Source organism: Paenibacillus mesotrionivorans (assembly GCF_046098205.1).
In the GTDB taxonomy this organism is placed as follows: Bacteria; Bacillota; Bacilli; order Paenibacillales; family NBRC-103111; genus Paenibacillus_AR; species Paenibacillus_AR mesotrionivorans.
Genome location: NZ_JBJURJ010000012.1, coordinates 200204 through 216281, shown reverse-complemented (window position 1 = coordinate 216281; position 16078 = coordinate 200204). Strand labels below are relative to the sequence as shown.

Here is a 16078-nt window from a genome sequence, read left to right as displayed (position 1 = left end):
CTGTTCTCCGTTAAGGGGATGGCTGGTGTGTTTTTTGCTTTCCGGAAGAACGTGAAATCCGATTTTTGCGAAGGAGAGTTGATGCCGTGACGGATCATGATGCGCTGTATAAGGAATTGCTGCGGAACTTTTTTAGAGAATTTATGGAGCTTTTCTTCCCGGAGACAGCTGAGCAAATCAATTTTGCCTCGGTGGAGTTCCTTTCCGAGGAGGTTGTTGTAGATATTGCAGGCGGTACAAAAAAACGGCTGGATGTGCTGGTGAAAACCAGACTGAAGCAGGAGCAGGCCTTTATTCTGGTTCATCAGGAGCCGCAGGCTTACTACCAGGAGGAATTTCCGGAACGAATGTTTATTTACACTGCCCGGTTGTATGAAAAATACCGTCTTCGTGTGCTCCCCATCGCTATTATCAGCCACAAACGGCAAATCCCCGAGCCGGATACCTTCGGTTGGGAGCTGCCGCATTTGGAGGTGCTACGCTTTAGGTACCACCGTCTGCATCTGCGTAAGCTAAATTGGAGGGACTTTGTGCACTCAGGCAATCCGGTGGCTGCTGCATTGCTGAGCAGTATGGGCTATAATGAAGAGGAGAAAATCCGCTTGAAGCTGGAATTTATCGGGATGATGACCCGTCTGCAGCTGGATCCTGCCCGAATGGAGCTGCTGGCCGTTTTCTTCGACGCATACCTTCCCCTTACGGAGGAGCAGGAGCAGCAGGTTTGGCATGAGGCAAAGCAAATATACAGTTTAGGAGGGACTGAAGTGATGGAATGGAAAACTCACTTTGAGCGGTATGCCATGGAAAAGGGATTAAAGGAAGGCATTGAACGCGGTTTAGAACAAGGGATTGAAAAGGGCATTGAAAAAGGTATTGAGCAGGGAATCGAGAAGGGCAAGCTGGAAGTGGCCCGCCAAATGATCGCGGAGCGCTTGGAGCCGCAGCTCATTGCCAAGGTCACCGGCCTGCCTTTGGAGGAAATCAACCGGATGCGGCAATAGCACCCGGCTGCATATTATCGGTGTATATCCGGCTGTCCCGTTTCATCCTGGCGGACCCATCTGACCGTTTGGCGCGGCGGCTGAATCACTCCATTGTCATACAGCTCCCCCTGCCACTGGATCCCGCCCGGTCCCTCCACTTGAACCACCACTCCGGCGTCGATGCCGTCCTTCAAAAAGTACAGGGAAATATTCCGCAGAAAGTCGGCCACGTAGGAGGGGGCGCTGGCCTCATTCTTAAAGATAGCTTCATGATCCGCCACATCCAACTGCCACATCCCCACCGTATCCATCAGAACCCACTCCTCCTGAGGCAGACGGTAGAGACGTATATTGGACCATAAGTCCGGGGAAAGGCTCTTTCCCTCCTCCACTTCGGACCACGCCTCTCGGAGCAGCCTCCCGGAAGCCAAACATTCCCCTGCAGGATTGAAATAACATAGAGCCTCCAGCAGCACATCCAGGAGCCTCGCTGCCACCGCCATCAACATTACCAGTTCCTGCATCGGGTCATAACCCTCCGGCAGCACCGGCGCATCCTCTCCCGCTTTATTGCCCAGGATATAGCTGGTCCGCAACCGGATGAAAGCTTGATGGTCATTCACAGCCTGCCGCCCTTCGGGATAGCTGCCCCAAGCCTGCTCCACCGCCCGTTCCAGATTGCCCGGATACGTAAAAGGCCCAAACTGCCCCAAAGACCAAGCGTCGAACAACTGGGGATCTTCCAGAGGATGACCCATACCGTCAGGCCAGGGGCGGTCCACCACATCCACCATCAAATACCCGTTAACCTCCGGACGCAGCGGAATCACGAAGCTTTCGCCCCTGTAAGCCCACTCCTTCGAGAAATCATTGATGTCCCCTACGGCAAATTGCTCCTGGAGGGCCTGATGTGCCTGTGTGATGGATATAGGCTTGGAAAGCAACACGGCAATGCCTTGCGTAAAAATGCCTTTTTGCATAGAGATCCTCCTGGTTTTGCGGCTGCAAATATATTTCTAGCAAGCTTACCAGAAAGCCCAGGGTTCGTCTATTATTATCTGAAATTTCTGACATTGGTCAATTTATTTCAGCTCCTGCCATTTCGTCCATAACTCCTGCGGATTCAGGACATAAACATTATTCTCCCGGTACATGTACTGGTGAATAATAAACTCTCTGCGGATGGTAGCAAAATCTTCATGAAAACCTTTAATGAATATATTCAGCTCCTTCTCCGGATAGGCCTTGCCGAATTCCAGCCGGCGGACCATTTCCTCCAGAACAATCAGCTTCTTCTTCATCTGCACCGGAATTTGCTTTAGCTCCCCATTTATTCCAAAGAAATTTCGGATAACTGAATGCCTGAATTTCTCCATTTCCTCATTCATCGGATTAACCTCCTCTTCCCGGATTTGCCGGTTGATCAACTCCTCCGCTCCCTTGGAGAAGCTCCTGAAAACCTCATGGTTCAGCAAAAAATAAACGGTATTCTTATCCCTCCGTTCTGAAATCAGCCCAGCCTGCCGCAATTTCACGGAATGGTGGGTAATGGTGGCAGGGGTCACCCCCAGCTTCTCTGCCAGGTGCAGCCCGTTAAGACTCCCGGACGCCAGCAGAATCAGCATTTTGACACGGGTAGGATCGGCAAGCGCCTTATGAAAATTGACCACCTTTTCTAATTGCATTTGTGCGTCACACCCTTGCATCTAATTCGATAAACATCTAATTAGACATTCATTAAATAACATATTACAAATCACATCCTTGTTTGTCAATAAGGAGATTAACCCCCGCGGCAGCAAAAAAGCTGCCAGAGACAATGTCCCGGCAGCCCCATATCCATTTATGCTGATTGAAAGGTAAGGCGAATCTCCAGATTTTCCCGGTCCAGCAATGCTGTTGCTTGCCCGCCCATCTGCTCCACCAGTGCTTTGACAACCGCCAATCCGATCCCGCTTCCTTCTCTTGCTCCATCCCCTGTATAAAACCGTTCAAACATACGGTGCACATCCACTTTTTGCGCCGCTTTGACCCTGTTGGAAATACGAAGGATGGGTTGCTCCGAAGCTTCGAGTGTAAAACACACATCCCCCGCAGCATGTTTGGCACAATTGGTCATCAGATTTTGCATGATCCGCTGCACGAATCCGGGATCTACATGAGCGTACACCGGCGTTTCAAAACCGGACAGAACAGGAACCAGCTGCCTTTCCTCCAAAAGATCCGCATTTTCAAGAATATATTCCGACAGCAGATTGGCCAGATTCACCCGCTCCAGCCGGCATTCATGCTCTCCGTTATCCAATAGCGAAAGCTCATAAAACTGTTCGACCAATTGATTCAGGTCACTGGCTCTGCGCAGAGCTGTGCCGATGTAAGCCTGATTTTCCGCCCCCGGCTTGCACAGCTGAAGGTAGCCGATCACCGAGGTTAGGGGTGTACGGAAATCATGAGAGATGCCCGCAATGGTATCCTTCTGCAGCTGCTCCGCCCGCAACGCCTCTATCCGTACCTGACGTTCCTGCTCCAAACATCCGTTTATGGCAGTAGCAAGCCGGTTCAACGTTCGGTCCATCAGATTAATGTCCAGATTGCTGGGTACTCGGCTGTTTTCCCGGTTTTCGAGCCGCTTTGCCATGCGGAGTAGCTGGCGGCGGAGCACTAACAGATATGCCGCTGAGATAACAAGTGCTACCGTCAATAAGATGAGCATGATATCCCTCCCCGCCTAATCCAAGTCAGCCCGGCGGAACAGCCAATAGGAAATGACTATGGAGGCCGAGATAAAGAATAGCCCGGTGATCACCGCCATCCCGATAGCTGAACCCTCCACCTGCGGCTCCATAACAGCTTTCATTTGATAAGCAGGATAAAGCTGGATCAGCTTGCTCAGCCAGGTTTCCGGCGCCAAGGAACGCACCAACCGGAAGATAAAGGATAATGCCAGTGTAAGCACAAGCGAATACGCCACCGAACGAATCACATCCCGGCAGGCAAACACCACGATCAGGCACAGATAGACCAAGGCCATATCCAGCAGGACATGCATCCCCAGGCAGCGCCATATATAAGCCGCAGCCTCAGCCGGAGGAAGGGATTGAAGCCATTCTCGGCTGTAGCGGAGAATACTTATGACGGGGTACAGAATGGAAACCAGGCACGTAGCCAGATAGAAAAATAACAGCTTGACTGTAAAAATGCGAAGCCGGGAATGTCCGGCGTATACCGCGTCATTCAAGGTCCGTCCGGAAAACTCTGAACCGATTAAAAGCGGTGTCAGGAAGATGGTGATTAAGGTGGTTAAGCCGGCGTCGCCCATGGTATTTTTGAACACAAACTCCCCCCAATAGAGAGTCATAAAGTCGGTCTTCCATGAGGCAGTATCGCCAAAACGGTTGCCGGAATACCAGTAGACAAACAAAGCCGTGACCAATATCACTACGCCGTAAGGAATGTTATAACGCATCTTGGTCCATTCTGCTCGAAGTAGGTTAAGCAAGCTTCCCACCCCCTACCAATGCCGCGAAATATTCCTCCAGGCTGACACCCTTCGAACTGATTTGACCGATTCCAACTCCATTTTGGGATAGTGCCTTCACCAACGCTTCAGGCTTGAGATCGGCACTGTACAGCCGGATCTCATTGCCTGGGAACACCTTCAGCTCCTGTTCTCCGCATATCCCCTCCAGTACGGCCACAGCAGCAGGAGGCTGATCGGTTACGATGGAGATGTACCGGCTGCAGCGCTCCGCCAGCTCTTGTTTGCTGATCTGCTCCAGAAGCCTGCCTTCATGAATAATAATAAAGTCTGTAGCCAGATGATACAATTGCTCGAGATAATGGCTGGAAATCAGCATGGTCATGTCCCGTTCCCTGTTTAAGGACACAAGAAGCTCCCGGATGCTGCGGATGCCGTTGGGGTCCAAACCGTTAATCGGCTCATCCAGCACCAGAAAATCCGGCATCCCCAGAAGAGCGGCGGCCAGTCCGAGGCGCTGCTTCATCCCGTAGGAAAAATGCCTGTACGGATAAGTATCTGTCATCTCCAGCAATGCCAAAGTCTCCGCCACTGCATTTTTGTCCGGAATGCCCTTCAGAATCCGCAGGACCTCCAGATTTTTCTCTGCCGTCATGAAGCCATGAAAAACAGGCCTTTCGATCAAAGCGCCGATCTGCCTCCGGCTCCTGACGATTTCGCGCTCCTCCCGGCGGCCGAACAGGCCGATGGACCCTGCGGTGGGGAAGGCAAGCCCCATAATGATCCTCATCAATGTGGTTTTCCCAGCTCCGTTATTGCCGATCAGCCCGTAGATCTTTCCCCGTTCCAAACGGAACGACATGTGTTTAAGCGCTTGCACTTTCCGGTAGTGTTTGGATAAATCCTTACAGTGGAATACTGAATCGCTCAACGTTTTTCCCTCCTTTTTCCATAAGTGTAACCCTAGGAAGTCAAGAAAACGTCAAGCCTTCCACATTCGGTACCCCATTCCCCAAACGGTTTCGATGTAACGCTCCTCCGGGTTCAATTGCTGCAGCTTGATGCGTATATTGCTGATATGGGTTTTCAGGGTGCCGTCGTCGCCCAGATATTCATCACCCCATATGCTTTCGAAGAGATTGGCCTTGGAGAAGATTTTTTGGGGACGGCTGACCAAAAGCCGGAGCAGCTGGTACTCCTTGGCGGTCAGCACCAGTGGACATTCCCCAACCATGGCCGTCTGCTCTTCCACATCAAGCCGGATATCCTTGAAGCATATCACGGTCTGCTGGGCCGGACGTTTCCCAAAACGGCGGACATTGGCTTCCACCCGAGCCACTACCTCCTCTACCTCAAAGGGCTTAGCCACATAATCATCCGCCCCAAGCCGCAGCAGCTCCACCTTGGTCTGGGTAGCACCGCGGGCCGAAATCACCATAACCGGAACCTCCGAAGCCGCCCGCAGCCGGCGCAGCACCTCTTCACCAGATGCAATCGGCAGCATCAAATCCAGCAGTACGATATCGTACGCGTTGGCCTCAGCTTTTTGCAGCCCAGCCGCCCCGTCAAAGGCAGAATCGGTAGCATATCCGCTCTGCTCCAGTACATTTTTCAACAGTGCATGAATGTCCCGGTCATCCTCAATAATCAACACCTGATGCCGCTCAGGCATCGCCACCACCACCTGGGTAAGATTCCAATCTCCAAGGATAAAAAGAATGCGCCTCCGGAAGAGACGCAGTAATATCCAGTATTCAGCCGCGTTGCCTTACAGGTTTTAAAAGCCTATTGCTTCCGCCTGCGGCATTATTTCGTTGCTTGGCCCGCCTTGCGGGAGATCTCCACCACCAGCTCCGCCACCTTCACCAAATCGGAAACAGCGATATATTCATTGACGGTGTGGATGGCCTGGTAGCCAACGGACAGATTCACGGTGGGGATTCCTTGGCCGTTAAACAGGTTGGCGTCGCTGCCGCCGCCGGAATGGAACAGGTTGGGTGTTAAGCCGATGGCTTCTGCTGCATCCATAACCAGCTTCACATGAGGAGCGGTTTCGTCGAATTTATAGCCGGGATACATCAATTCGTAGCGAAATTCACAGCTTGCCCCCATCTCGGAGCAGGCAGATTCACAGGCGGATTTCATGGAATCCAGCTGCGCCAGCAGCTTTTCCTTCACCAGGCTGCGGGCTTCCCCGATCAGCTCCACCTTTTCAGTTACGATGTTGGTTTCTCCGGAAGCGAAGAAGGTGCCGAAATTAGCGGTGGTTTCTTTGTCGATCCGGCCCAGCGGCATCCGGGCTACGGCTTTGGCCGCAACTGTAATAGCGCTGATGCCCTTCTCCGGGCTTACTCCTGCATGGGCGGTTTTGCCCTTCACAGTAATGTATACCTTTGATTGGAACGGCGCCGCAACGGCAATGCCGCCTACCTCACCGTTGGAATCTATGGCGTAGCCGAAGTCTGCCTTCACCCAGCCGGGCTCCATATTCCGTGAACCGAGCAGAGTGGATTCCTCACCTGCGGTAATCACGAATTTAATGATGCCGTGGGGGATTTTCTCCTCCTCCAGAACCCGTACCAGCTCCAGCATGGCGGCGATTCCCGCTTTGTCGTCGCTGCCCAGCACTGTGGTTCCGTCGCTGCGGATGATCCCGTCCTCCCCAACCTGGGGCTTCACACCCTTGCCCGGTACTACTGTGTCCATGTGGCAGGTAAAATAAATCGTCGGCGCATCCTGTGCATCTGCAGTAGCCGGCAGAGTAAACAAAAGATTGTTTCCTTCGCAGCCTGATTTGGCAGAGGAATTATCCTCCTCCACCTGAAGGCCCAATGCCGCAAACCTCTCCTTCAGTACCTTTGCAATCTCCGCCTCATGCTTTGTTTCACTGTCCACCTGGACCAAAGCGATAAACTCCTCTACCAGTCTTTGCTGGTTAACCATACCCGTTTCCCCCCGGCTTCATTTTGCGTTACAATAGATAGATGGGCAAGCATGTCCGGTACGGCACCGGACGTTCATCCGTTATTCCATTCCCGTTTTGTTACCCGCCCTTATACTTTCTCCTTGAAGGAGCTGATTGTCCTGATTAACAAAAGAGTAATGCGTGTGGTTGTATGGCTGATGATTGCCGCCATGCTGTTTTCAACGGTTATGTATCTGGTTGCAGCGTTCACCGGGATCTAAGCCTGACTGACGGAGTGGTTCTGGTGAATACATATTCAATCGGCAACATTCACTACCGGGATAGGTTGCTGAATATGTATTCACCGATCAGTCAGACTCCTAGTACAGCTTCGTATCCAGGTTGTAGCCCTCCAGGTTTTCCTTCACCCGCTGCAGGAAACGACCGCAGATAACACCGTCAAGAATCCGGTGGTCCAACGACAGGCACAGGTTCACCATGGACCTGACTGCAATCATGTCGTTGATGACTACCGGCTTTTTGACGATGGATTCGAAGGTCAGAATCGCCGCCTGGGGATAGTTCACAATCGGGTAAGACAGAATGGAACCGAAGGAGCCGGTATTATTGACGGTGAAGGTGCCGCCTACCATATCATCCGGCGTCAGCTTGCCGGCCCGTGCTTTTTTGCCGAGCTGATCCATTTCCTGCGCCAATCCGGCAATATTCTTCTGGTCCGCTTTTTTGATGACCGGAGTCAGCACCGAATCCTCCGTGCCCACTGCCAGTGAAACATTTATATCCCGCTTGACGATGATTTTGTCTACCGCCCAAACGGAGTTCAGGATTGGATAGTCCTTGATGGCATTGACCACTGCCTTGATCAAAAATGGCAAATAAGTCAGGTTGATGCCCTCCTGGCGGGCAAAATCATCCTTCAGCTTGCTGCGCAGCACCACCAGATTGGTGACATCCACCTCGATCATGGTCCAGGCATGGGGAATTTCCGAAACGCTTTGGCGCATATTCCGGGCAATTGCATTCCGGATAGGGGTCACGTCAATGTAATATTCCCGCTGGTTGCTTGACTCCGTCACCACCTGGGGCAGCAAGGGTGTAGGCGGATCCTGGGACAGATGAATACCGGAGGAACGCACGTCCTGGGATGCAGAAGGAACAGGCGCCACAACAGCTGCAGGAACCGCCGCAGCAGGCTTGGAAGCCTCCTGGCGTCCAGGCGCAGGGCGTTTGCCGCCTGCCACGTAAGCCAACACATCCTTGCGGGTAATTCTGCCGCCCAGGCCTGTGCCCTCCACCTCGGACAGCTCCACTCCATGCTCCGCCGCCAGCGTCAGAACCGCAGGGGAAAACCGGGAGCGCAGGCCGTCTCCTCCGGCAGTTTGTGTGCCGCCGCCAGATTCCGTCTGCCCGGCAGCACCCTTAACAGAGGCTCCTGCCACACCCGCCGCAGTACCCGGCTCAGCGATCAGACAAATGGCCTCCCCTACCGCCGCCGTGCGGCCTTCCTCAACTAACAGTTCCAGAATGGTGCCTTCTACAGGAGAAGGCATTTCCACATTCACCTTCTCTGTGATCAGCTCGCAGATGACATCGTATTGCTGCACATAATCGCCGGGCTTTTTCAGCCACTTGCCGACTGTCGCCGATACCAGGCTCTCCGCCAGATGCGGCACCGGCACAGGCGTGCCTTTATTCAATTGGGTCATTCCCCTGTTACCTCCCAAGTGCCTAAATTTTCCTGTAAACCAATTATCGGGGGCTCCCCCAAAAGTACCCGGCCTTAACAACGAAGCCTCATTTCACTTTTGGGGGGTTGCTTTAAATTTCGGCCAGCCGCAGCATGGCTTCCTTCACCTTGTCCGGGTTCAGCAGGAAGAACTTCTCGATGGTAGGCGCCATGCCCACTGCCGGTATGTCCGCCCCGCACAGCCGCATAATCGGAGCGTCCAGCTCGTAGAACATTTCTTCCGAAATGATGGCAGACACCTCGGCTCCAACTCCGCCGGTTTTATTATCCTCATGGATAATCAGCACCTTGCCAGTTTTACGGGCGGCTTCCAGGATTCCCTCCTTGTCCAGAGGCTGCAGCGTCCGCAGGTCCAGAACATGGGCGCTGACACCCGATGCCGCCAGCTCCTCCGCCGCCTTCAACGCATAGTGAACCGTCAGGCCGTAGGAGATAATGGTAATATCCTCTCCTTCACGGACTACCTTGGATTTGCCGATGGGAACAATATAGTCCTCCTCGGGCACATCGCCGCTGATGGACAGATAGCACTTCTTATGCTCAAAGAACATCACTGGATCCTCGTCCCGGATAGCCGCCTTCATTAATCCCTTGGCATCGTACGGATTGGAGGGGGCCACAATCTTCAAACCCGGTGTCCCGAAAAAGATAGATTCCGGGCATTGGGAATGGTACAAGGCACCGCCTCCGGTGGCTCCGTATGGAGCCCGGATCACAACGGGACAATTCCAGTCCCCGTTGGAGCGGTAGCGGATTTTGGCCGCTTCGCTGATAATCTGGTTGGTGGCCGGCAGGATAAAATCGGCGAACTGCATCTCCGCCACAGGCCTCATACCGTACATGGCCGCACCGATGGCGACTCCGGCAATGGCCGATTCCGCCAAGGGCGTATCCAGCACACGGTCTGCGCCGTACAGGTCACGCAGCCCTTTGGTAGCGTTCAGCACACCGCCCTTGCCCACATCCTCGCCCAGAACGAAGACGGAGCTGTCACGGCGCATTTCCTCCTGCATGGCAGAGCGGATGCCCTCCAGATACGTAATTACAGCCATTGTCCCGTCCCCTCCCCGGCCTGTTCAAGATAAACATGCTTCAGCGCGTCCTCAGGCAGCGCATACGGAGCCTGGTCGGCATATTGTGTGGCGTCGTTGATCTCCGCCGTAATTTCCTTCTGAAGCGCCGCTTCCTTATCGTCGTCCCACAAGCCGCATTCCGCCAGATACTGCCTGAAGCGGGGAAGCCCGTCCTTCGAACGGTTTTCCTCCACTTCCTCCTTGGTCCGGTAGAGCATATCGTCATCCGATGTGGAGTGCGGGGAAATTCGGTACATCATGGCTTCGATCAAGGTCGGCCCTTCGCCGCGGATTGCGCGGCTGCGCGCCTCGCTGACCACCCGGTAGACCTCCAGCACGTCATTGCCGTCCACCCGGACGCCTTCCATGCCATAGCCCTTCGCCCGGTCCACCACACGTCCGCCCAATTGGCGGGAGGTGGGCACCGAAATGGCATATTGATTGTTTTGGCACATGAGAATCATCGGCAGCTTGTGCACTCCGGCAAAGTTGGACCCTTCGTGAAAATCCCCCTGATTGCTGGAGCCTTCCCCGAAGGTTACCCAAGAAACTCCGGGTTCGCCGCGCATTTTTTTGGTCAGGGCAATACCTGCCGCATGGGGCACCTGGGTCGTCACCGGGCTCGAACCCGTCACGATATTCAGGCGTTTACAGCCGAAGTGTCCCGGCATCTGGCGGCCGCCGCTGTTGGGGTCCTCCGCCTTGGCAAACACGGAGAGCATCAGCTCCCGCATGGTCATCCCCACCGTCAGCACAAACCCGTAATCCCGGTAATATGGCAAAAATACGTCTTCATCTGTATGAAGGGCGGTTGCTGCCGCCACCTGCGCGGCCTCCTGCCCGATTCCCGACACGTGGAAAGCAATCTTGCCCGAGCGCTGCAGCAAAAAGGAGCGTTCGTCGAACTTTCTGGCCCGCATCATGTTGCGGTACATGCCGGTGACTGCGTCATCCGTCAGCCCCAACGACCGGTGCTTGAAGATTTGTCCGATTGACATCAGGAGAATTCCTCCTCGTAAAATAGGCTTTGATCCAAGCCTGTTTTTTGGCCCGTTTTAATACCTGGTACTAAGACTTGGGCTTATGGCTATTATAGCTTTTTTCAAGGAGGATTACAATCAGGTACCGATGCGTGTTAAGCGTTGATCATTCTCCCGTCCACAGCCAGCATGGCTTCGGCCAAAGCCTCGGACATGGTGGGATGGGGATGGATGACAGAGCCGACTTCCCAGGGAGTGGCGTTCAAGAGCTGTGCCAGGGCAGCCTCGGAGATTAAATCCGTTACTTGGGCGCCGATCATATGCACCCCGAGGATATCCCCCGACTCCTTGTCGGCTACAACCTTCACGAAGCCGTCCGCATCCCCGTGGACCAGCGCCTTGCCCAAGGCCTTAAAGCTGAATTTGCCCGTTTTGACTGTGTACCCCTTCTCCACAGCCTGAACCTCCGTCCAGCCTACACTGGCAATCTCCGGACGCCCGTACACACAGCGTGGAATCAGGTGCTCGGCATAACCGGCAGGCTTCATCCCGGCAAAATGCTCAACCGCCAGAATCCCTTCATGGCTGGCCGCATGGGCAAGCTGCATGCCTCCTATTACATCGCCGATGGCGTAAATATGGGATTCAGCGGTCTGCATCCACTCATTTACCCGGATAACCCCCCGTTCCACCTTCACATCGGTATTCTCAAGCCCCAGCCCTTCTACATTGGCCTGCCGTCCCACACTCACCAGGACACGCTCACAGCCGAGCTCCAGCATTTCCCCGTTCCGCTCTGCCTTCAAGGTTACGCCTTGCCCATCCTTCACGACGGTTTCCGCCAGCACCTGAGCGCCGGTTATTACCTTGATGCCACGCTTTTTGAACAGGCGCTCCAGCTCCTTGGAAACGTCCGCATCCTCATAAGGGACAAGCCGCGGGCCATATTCCACAATCGTGACCTCCACACCAAAATCATGGAGAAGGGAGGCCCATTCCACACCAATGACACCGCCCCCGATGATTAGTATCGTACGGGGCAGGGTTTCCATTTGGAGAGCATGATCGCTGTTGAGGATAAGCTCCCCGTCCGTTTCCAGTCCCGGCAGCTGGCGCGGACGGGAGCCGGTAGCCAGAATCAGCTGCGCGGGCACCAGATTCTCCGTTTCCCCATCAGGCAGCTCCACCGCCACCGCACCGCTGCGCGGCGAGAAGATGGAAGGTCCGATGACCCTGCCATTGCCGGTATATACGTCGATTTTGTTCTTTTTCATCAAAAATTGAACGCCCTTATGCAGCTGGTCCACAATCTGCTGCTTTCGCTCCAGCACCTTGGGAAAATGGACAGACACGCTGCCGGCAGTAATGCCGAAGCTTTCGGATTCCCGCATGCTATGGGCCAGCTCCGCACTGCGGAGCAGCGCCTTGGTGGGGATACATCCCCGGTGAAGACAGGTTCCTCCCAGCTTGTCCCGCTCCACAATGGCAACGGATTTGCCCAGCTGGGCTGCCCGGATCGCCGCCACATATCCGCCGGTGCCGCCACCCAGCACCACTACATCATATTGCTTTGTCATTCGCGGTCCCTCCAGAAAATTAATCATCACCTAAGCATACACTATTGGGAATTGTAAGCAAACTCCGCCTCATTTTATTCTTTTTTTCAAGGGGAATTCTGGTATAAAATAACCTTATAGCATCTCTCACTCCCGGACCCCCATGTCTGGTATGATAGAGGCAATAACCTTCATTTTTTGATGCGATAGGAGTGGTCCCATGCTGACCGCCAATCCGGAATTCCGCACCGAAACCGACCTTTTGGGCTCCTTATCCCTTCCGGCGGACGCTTTATATGGCATCCACACCCGGCGGGCTATGGACAATTTTCCTGTCAGCGGCAGGCCGGTGAATCCCCGCCTGATCTCGGCTATCGTTCTGGTGAAACAAGCTGCGGCCATGGCCAATCGAAAACTGGGGCTCCTGCCGGCGGAGATAGCTGATGCCATCCTTTATTCCTGCAGCCAAGTGCTGTCCGGCGATTACAAAAGCGCTTTTCCCGTTGACGCCCTCCAGGGCGGAGCAGGCACCTCCACCAACATGAATGTGAACGAGGTGCTGGCCAACCTGGCCATCCTCCGGCTGGGCGGAAAGCCCGGAGAATATCATCGGGTCCATCCTTTGGACCACGTAAACCTCGGCCAATCTACCAACGATGTGTATCCTACCGCTCTGCGCATCGCAGCCATCCGCCTGCTGCGTCCCTTGGCCAATGCTTTTGCCTCTCTCCAGGAAGCGCTCCAGGAAAAAGAGGAGGCCTTCGCCCATGTGCTGAGGCTGGGGAGGACCCAGTTGATGGACGCCCTGCCGATGACCACCGGACAAGGCTTCGGGGCTTACGCCAAGGCTATTTCCCGGGACCGCTGGCGGCTCTACAAGGTGGAGGAGCGGCTACGGGAGGTGAATATCGGCGGAACCGCCATCGGTACAGGGCTGAATGCGCCTCTGAAATACACCTTTACCGTAACCGAGCTTCTTCAGGAGCTTTCCGGGCTGGGACTGGCCCGCAGCGAGTTCCCTATGGACCCCACCCAGAACATGGACGTGTTCGTGGAGGTGTCTGGCCTGCTGAAAGCGGCTGCGGTTAATCTGTTGAAGATATCAGGTGATCTGCGGCTCTTAGCCTCCGGTCCCGCCGGAGGTCTGGGTGAGCTGAAGCTGCCCGCCGTACAGGCCGGCTCCTCCATTATGCCGGGCAAGGTAAACCCGGTTATGGCCGAAATGACAGGCCAAACAGCCATGCGCGTCATCGCCAATGATTCAGCTATCACGCTGGCTGCCATGAACGGGCAATTGGAGCTGAACGCCTTCTCGCCTCTGATTGCGGAATCGCTTCTGGAATCGCTGGAAGTGCTTACAAGCGCTGTGACCCTTTTCGAGGAAAAGTGTATCCGCGGGCTGGAAGCAAACGCCGCCGTATCCGCTGCGCGGGTAGAAATGTCCTCCGCCTTGGCCACGGCGCTGGTGGATTATATCGGCTACGAAGCCGCGGCGCGCATCGCCAAACAAGCGCAGTCCGAGGGCATTCCCGTTCGGGAAGCTCTCATCCGCGAAGGCTTGATGACCGCCCAGGAGGCAGAGCGGGTCCTGAGCCCGCGCCAAATTACCAAACCCGGAATTCCGGGCAAATGAAAGGGGAAGCCGGATCATGAGCATGAACTCAACCCCCCGGTCCAATCGCGTCCACATTGCCCTGTTCGGCAAGCGGAATGCGGGAAAGTCCAGTCTGATCAACGCGATAACCAAGCAGGAAACCGCTGTGGTTTCGCCTGTGAAGGGAACCACTACCGATCCTGTCTATAAATCCATGGAACTCCTGCCGCTGGGTCCGGTGGTCTTTATTGACACCGCAGGGCTTGACGATGAAGGGGAGCTTGGCGAGCTCCGGAAGCGCAAGACGCTGGAGGTAGTGGAAAAAACCGATCTGGCTCTCCTGGTGGTGGACGCGGAGGAAGGCTTAAGCGATTTTGACATATCCTTAGCGGCATATCTGCGCCAGAAGAAGATCCCTTCGTTGGGCGTTCTGAACAAAATTGATTTGGAAGCGGGCTCTGAGCCGCTTCTGAAGGAAATGCGGGAAAAACTTGAGCTTTCAGTGTATGCCGTCTCCGCAGCCAGCGGCAAAGGCATCAACGAGCTGCGCAAGGCGATGGGGGAAGCAGTTCCGGATGAGGAGGACAAGTTTAAGATTGTAGGGGATCTGGTGCGGCCCGGGGATTTTGTGGTGCTGGTGACTCCCATCGATAAAGCGGCTCCTAAGGGAAGGCTCATTCTCCCCCAGCAGCAGACCATCCGGGATATCCTGGAGGCGGATGCCATCGCAGTGGTGACCAAGGAATATGAATTGAAGGAGACCTTGGAGCGCCTTGGAACCAAACCCGCTTTGGTGATTACCGACTCCCAAGCGTTCTTGAAGGTGGCAGCAGATACGCCAAAGGATGTTCCCCTGACCTCCTTCTCCATTTTATTTGCCAGGCACAAGGGGGATTTGGCGGAGCTGGTCCGCGGGGCCCGTGCGCTGGACAAGCTCCAGGACGGGGATAAAATTCTGGTGGCCGAGGCCTGCACCCACCACCAGCAATCCGACGATATCGGCCGGGTCAAAATCCCCCGTTGGATCCGTCAGAATACGGGCAAGGAGCTTCATTTCGAACATGCCAGCGGCTACACCTTCCCGGGCAATATTACCGATTATTCGCTCATCGTCCATTGCGGCTCGTGTATGCTCAACCGGAGATCGATGCTGCACAGGATTGCCCAGGCGGTGGATGCCGGCGTCCCCATTGTCAATTACGGGGTGCTGATTGCGTATGTACAGGGAATTTTCCCGCGCGCCATCGATATGTTTCCCTTAGCCCGGTTGGAATGGGACGAAGCCTGATGATTACTTTCTTTAGGGAAGAATGCCGCATCCGCAGATATGGCATCCTAAATATGTGCTTTGCGCATTCGTCCCATAAGGAGGAGACCATCCATGACCGAATATCTTCAGCACCAGCAGCGACTGGAGCATGTGCTCACAAGCGTCAACGAAGCCATTCACGAGCTCAATCAAGCCCGGGAGGAAGCGGCTAAAGCTCAAAACTCCGCGGATCCGGAGGACCGACGTCACGCGTGGGCCAAGCTGGAGCAAGCGGAGCGCCGGGCGGCTGAGGCCAAGACCCAGCTGATGTCCGAAGCGAACAGCTCCCAGGAGCAGCAGGTGCTGCAGAATCTTCAGGAGCTGGAGGATGCCATTTCCAGCGCCCGCCAATATTAGTCTCTATCAGGATAGATCGTGATGGGATCCACACACAGCAAAGCGGCGGCACGTTATGACGTGTCCGCCGCTCTC

16 protein-coding genes are annotated in these 16078 nt (G+C 54.7%); 5 read left to right on the top strand and 11 right to left on the bottom strand.

What is annotated here, in order from left to right; genetic code table 11:
* Positions 1-86: 86 nt before the first annotated feature.
* Positions 87-1001 (top strand): Rpn family recombination-promoting nuclease/putative transposase, encoded by a 915-nt coding sequence (locus ACI1P1_RS18790; RefSeq protein ID WP_416217975.1) that lies wholly within the window; start codon positions 87-89, stop codon positions 999-1001.
* 14 nt (positions 1002-1015) lie between these two features.
* Here the strand turns inward: ACI1P1_RS18790 and ACI1P1_RS18785 are convergent, their stop codons facing one another.
* The 7 genes from ACI1P1_RS18785 to ACI1P1_RS18755 all read right to left on the bottom strand — a co-directional run bounded on the left by ACI1P1_RS18785 (position 1016) and on the right by ACI1P1_RS18755 (position 7404).
* Positions 1016-1963, bottom strand: coding sequence for a DUF4261 domain-containing protein (locus ACI1P1_RS18785; protein WP_416217974.1), 948 nt, complete (start codon positions 1961-1963; stop codon positions 1016-1018).
* A 102-nt stretch (positions 1964-2065) separates the two neighbouring features.
* Complete coding sequence (locus ACI1P1_RS18780) at positions 2066-2668, bottom strand: DUF2087 domain-containing protein (protein WP_416217973.1); 603 nt, start codon at positions 2666-2668, stop codon at positions 2066-2068.
* 158 nt (positions 2669-2826) lie between these two features.
* Entirely contained in the window at positions 2827-3696 is an 870-nt protein-coding gene (locus ACI1P1_RS18775; protein ID WP_416217972.1) for a sensor histidine kinase, read from the bottom strand.
* A 15-nt stretch (positions 3697-3711) separates the two neighbouring features.
* Positions 3712-4482 (bottom strand): hypothetical protein, encoded by a 771-nt coding sequence (locus ACI1P1_RS18770; protein WP_416217971.1) that lies wholly within the window; start codon positions 4480-4482, stop codon positions 3712-3714.
* Positions 4475-5392: an ABC transporter ATP-binding protein gene (locus tag ACI1P1_RS18765; protein ID WP_416217970.1), complete on the bottom strand. Its 918-nt coding sequence runs from the start codon at positions 5390-5392 to the stop codon at positions 4475-4477. Before ACI1P1_RS18765 ends, ACI1P1_RS18770 begins: the two co-directional genes overlap by 8 nt.
* A gap of 51 nt (positions 5393-5443) precedes the next feature.
* A complete protein-coding gene (locus tag ACI1P1_RS18760) occupies positions 5444-6133 on the bottom strand; it encodes a response regulator transcription factor (protein ID WP_416217969.1) in 690 nt (229 codons plus the stop codon).
* A 134-nt stretch (positions 6134-6267) separates the two neighbouring features.
* Entirely contained in the window at positions 6268-7404 is a 1137-nt protein-coding gene (locus tag ACI1P1_RS18755) for a M20/M25/M40 family metallo-hydrolase (RefSeq protein WP_416217968.1), read from the bottom strand.
* 51 nt (positions 7405-7455) lie between these two features.
* On the opposite strand from ACI1P1_RS18755, the gene prli42 reads away from it, so the two are divergent.
* The gene (prli42, locus tag ACI1P1_RS18750) at positions 7456-7647 is read left to right on the top strand and encodes a stressosome-associated protein Prli42 (RefSeq protein WP_416217967.1); all 192 of its coding nucleotides are present in this window, start codon (positions 7456-7458) and stop codon (positions 7645-7647) included.
* A gap of 99 nt (positions 7648-7746) precedes the next feature.
* On the opposite strand, the gene ACI1P1_RS18745 is transcribed toward prli42, so the two are convergent.
* From ACI1P1_RS18745 to lpdA, 4 genes are all read right to left on the bottom strand, one after another.
* Positions 7747-9093 carry a dihydrolipoamide acetyltransferase family protein gene (locus ACI1P1_RS18745; RefSeq protein WP_416217966.1) on the bottom strand — a complete coding sequence of 449 codons (1347 nt, stop codon included), beginning with the start codon at positions 9091-9093 and terminating at the stop codon, positions 7747-7749.
* A gap of 112 nt (positions 9094-9205) precedes the next feature.
* Entirely contained in the window at positions 9206-10186 is a 981-nt protein-coding gene (locus ACI1P1_RS18740) for an alpha-ketoacid dehydrogenase subunit beta (protein WP_416217965.1), read from the bottom strand.
* Positions 10177-11205: a thiamine pyrophosphate-dependent dehydrogenase E1 component subunit alpha gene (locus ACI1P1_RS18735; protein WP_416217964.1), complete on the bottom strand. Its 1029-nt coding sequence runs from the start codon at positions 11203-11205 to the stop codon at positions 10177-10179. The genes ACI1P1_RS18740 and ACI1P1_RS18735 overlap by 10 nt, the downstream gene beginning before the upstream one ends.
* Positions 11206-11342: 137 nt before the next feature.
* Entirely contained in the window at positions 11343-12764 is a 1422-nt protein-coding gene (gene lpdA, locus ACI1P1_RS18730; protein ID WP_416217963.1) for a dihydrolipoyl dehydrogenase, read from the bottom strand.
* Between the two features lie 199 nt (positions 12765-12963).
* On the opposite strand from lpdA, the gene ACI1P1_RS18725 reads away from it, so the two are divergent.
* From ACI1P1_RS18725 to ACI1P1_RS18715, 3 genes are all read left to right on the top strand, one after another.
* Positions 12964-14376, top strand: coding sequence for an aspartate ammonia-lyase (locus ACI1P1_RS18725; RefSeq protein WP_416217962.1), 1413 nt, complete (start codon positions 12964-12966; stop codon positions 14374-14376).
* A 16-nt stretch (positions 14377-14392) separates the two neighbouring features.
* Positions 14393-15625 carry a [FeFe] hydrogenase H-cluster maturation GTPase HydF gene (gene hydF / locus ACI1P1_RS18720; protein ID WP_416217961.1) on the top strand — a complete coding sequence of 411 codons (1233 nt, stop codon included), beginning with the start codon at positions 14393-14395 and terminating at the stop codon, positions 15623-15625.
* 93 nt (positions 15626-15718) lie between these two features.
* Positions 15719-16003: a hypothetical protein gene (locus ACI1P1_RS18715; RefSeq protein WP_416217960.1), complete on the top strand. Its 285-nt coding sequence runs from the start codon at positions 15719-15721 to the stop codon at positions 16001-16003.
* Positions 16004-16078: the final 75 nt, after the last annotated feature.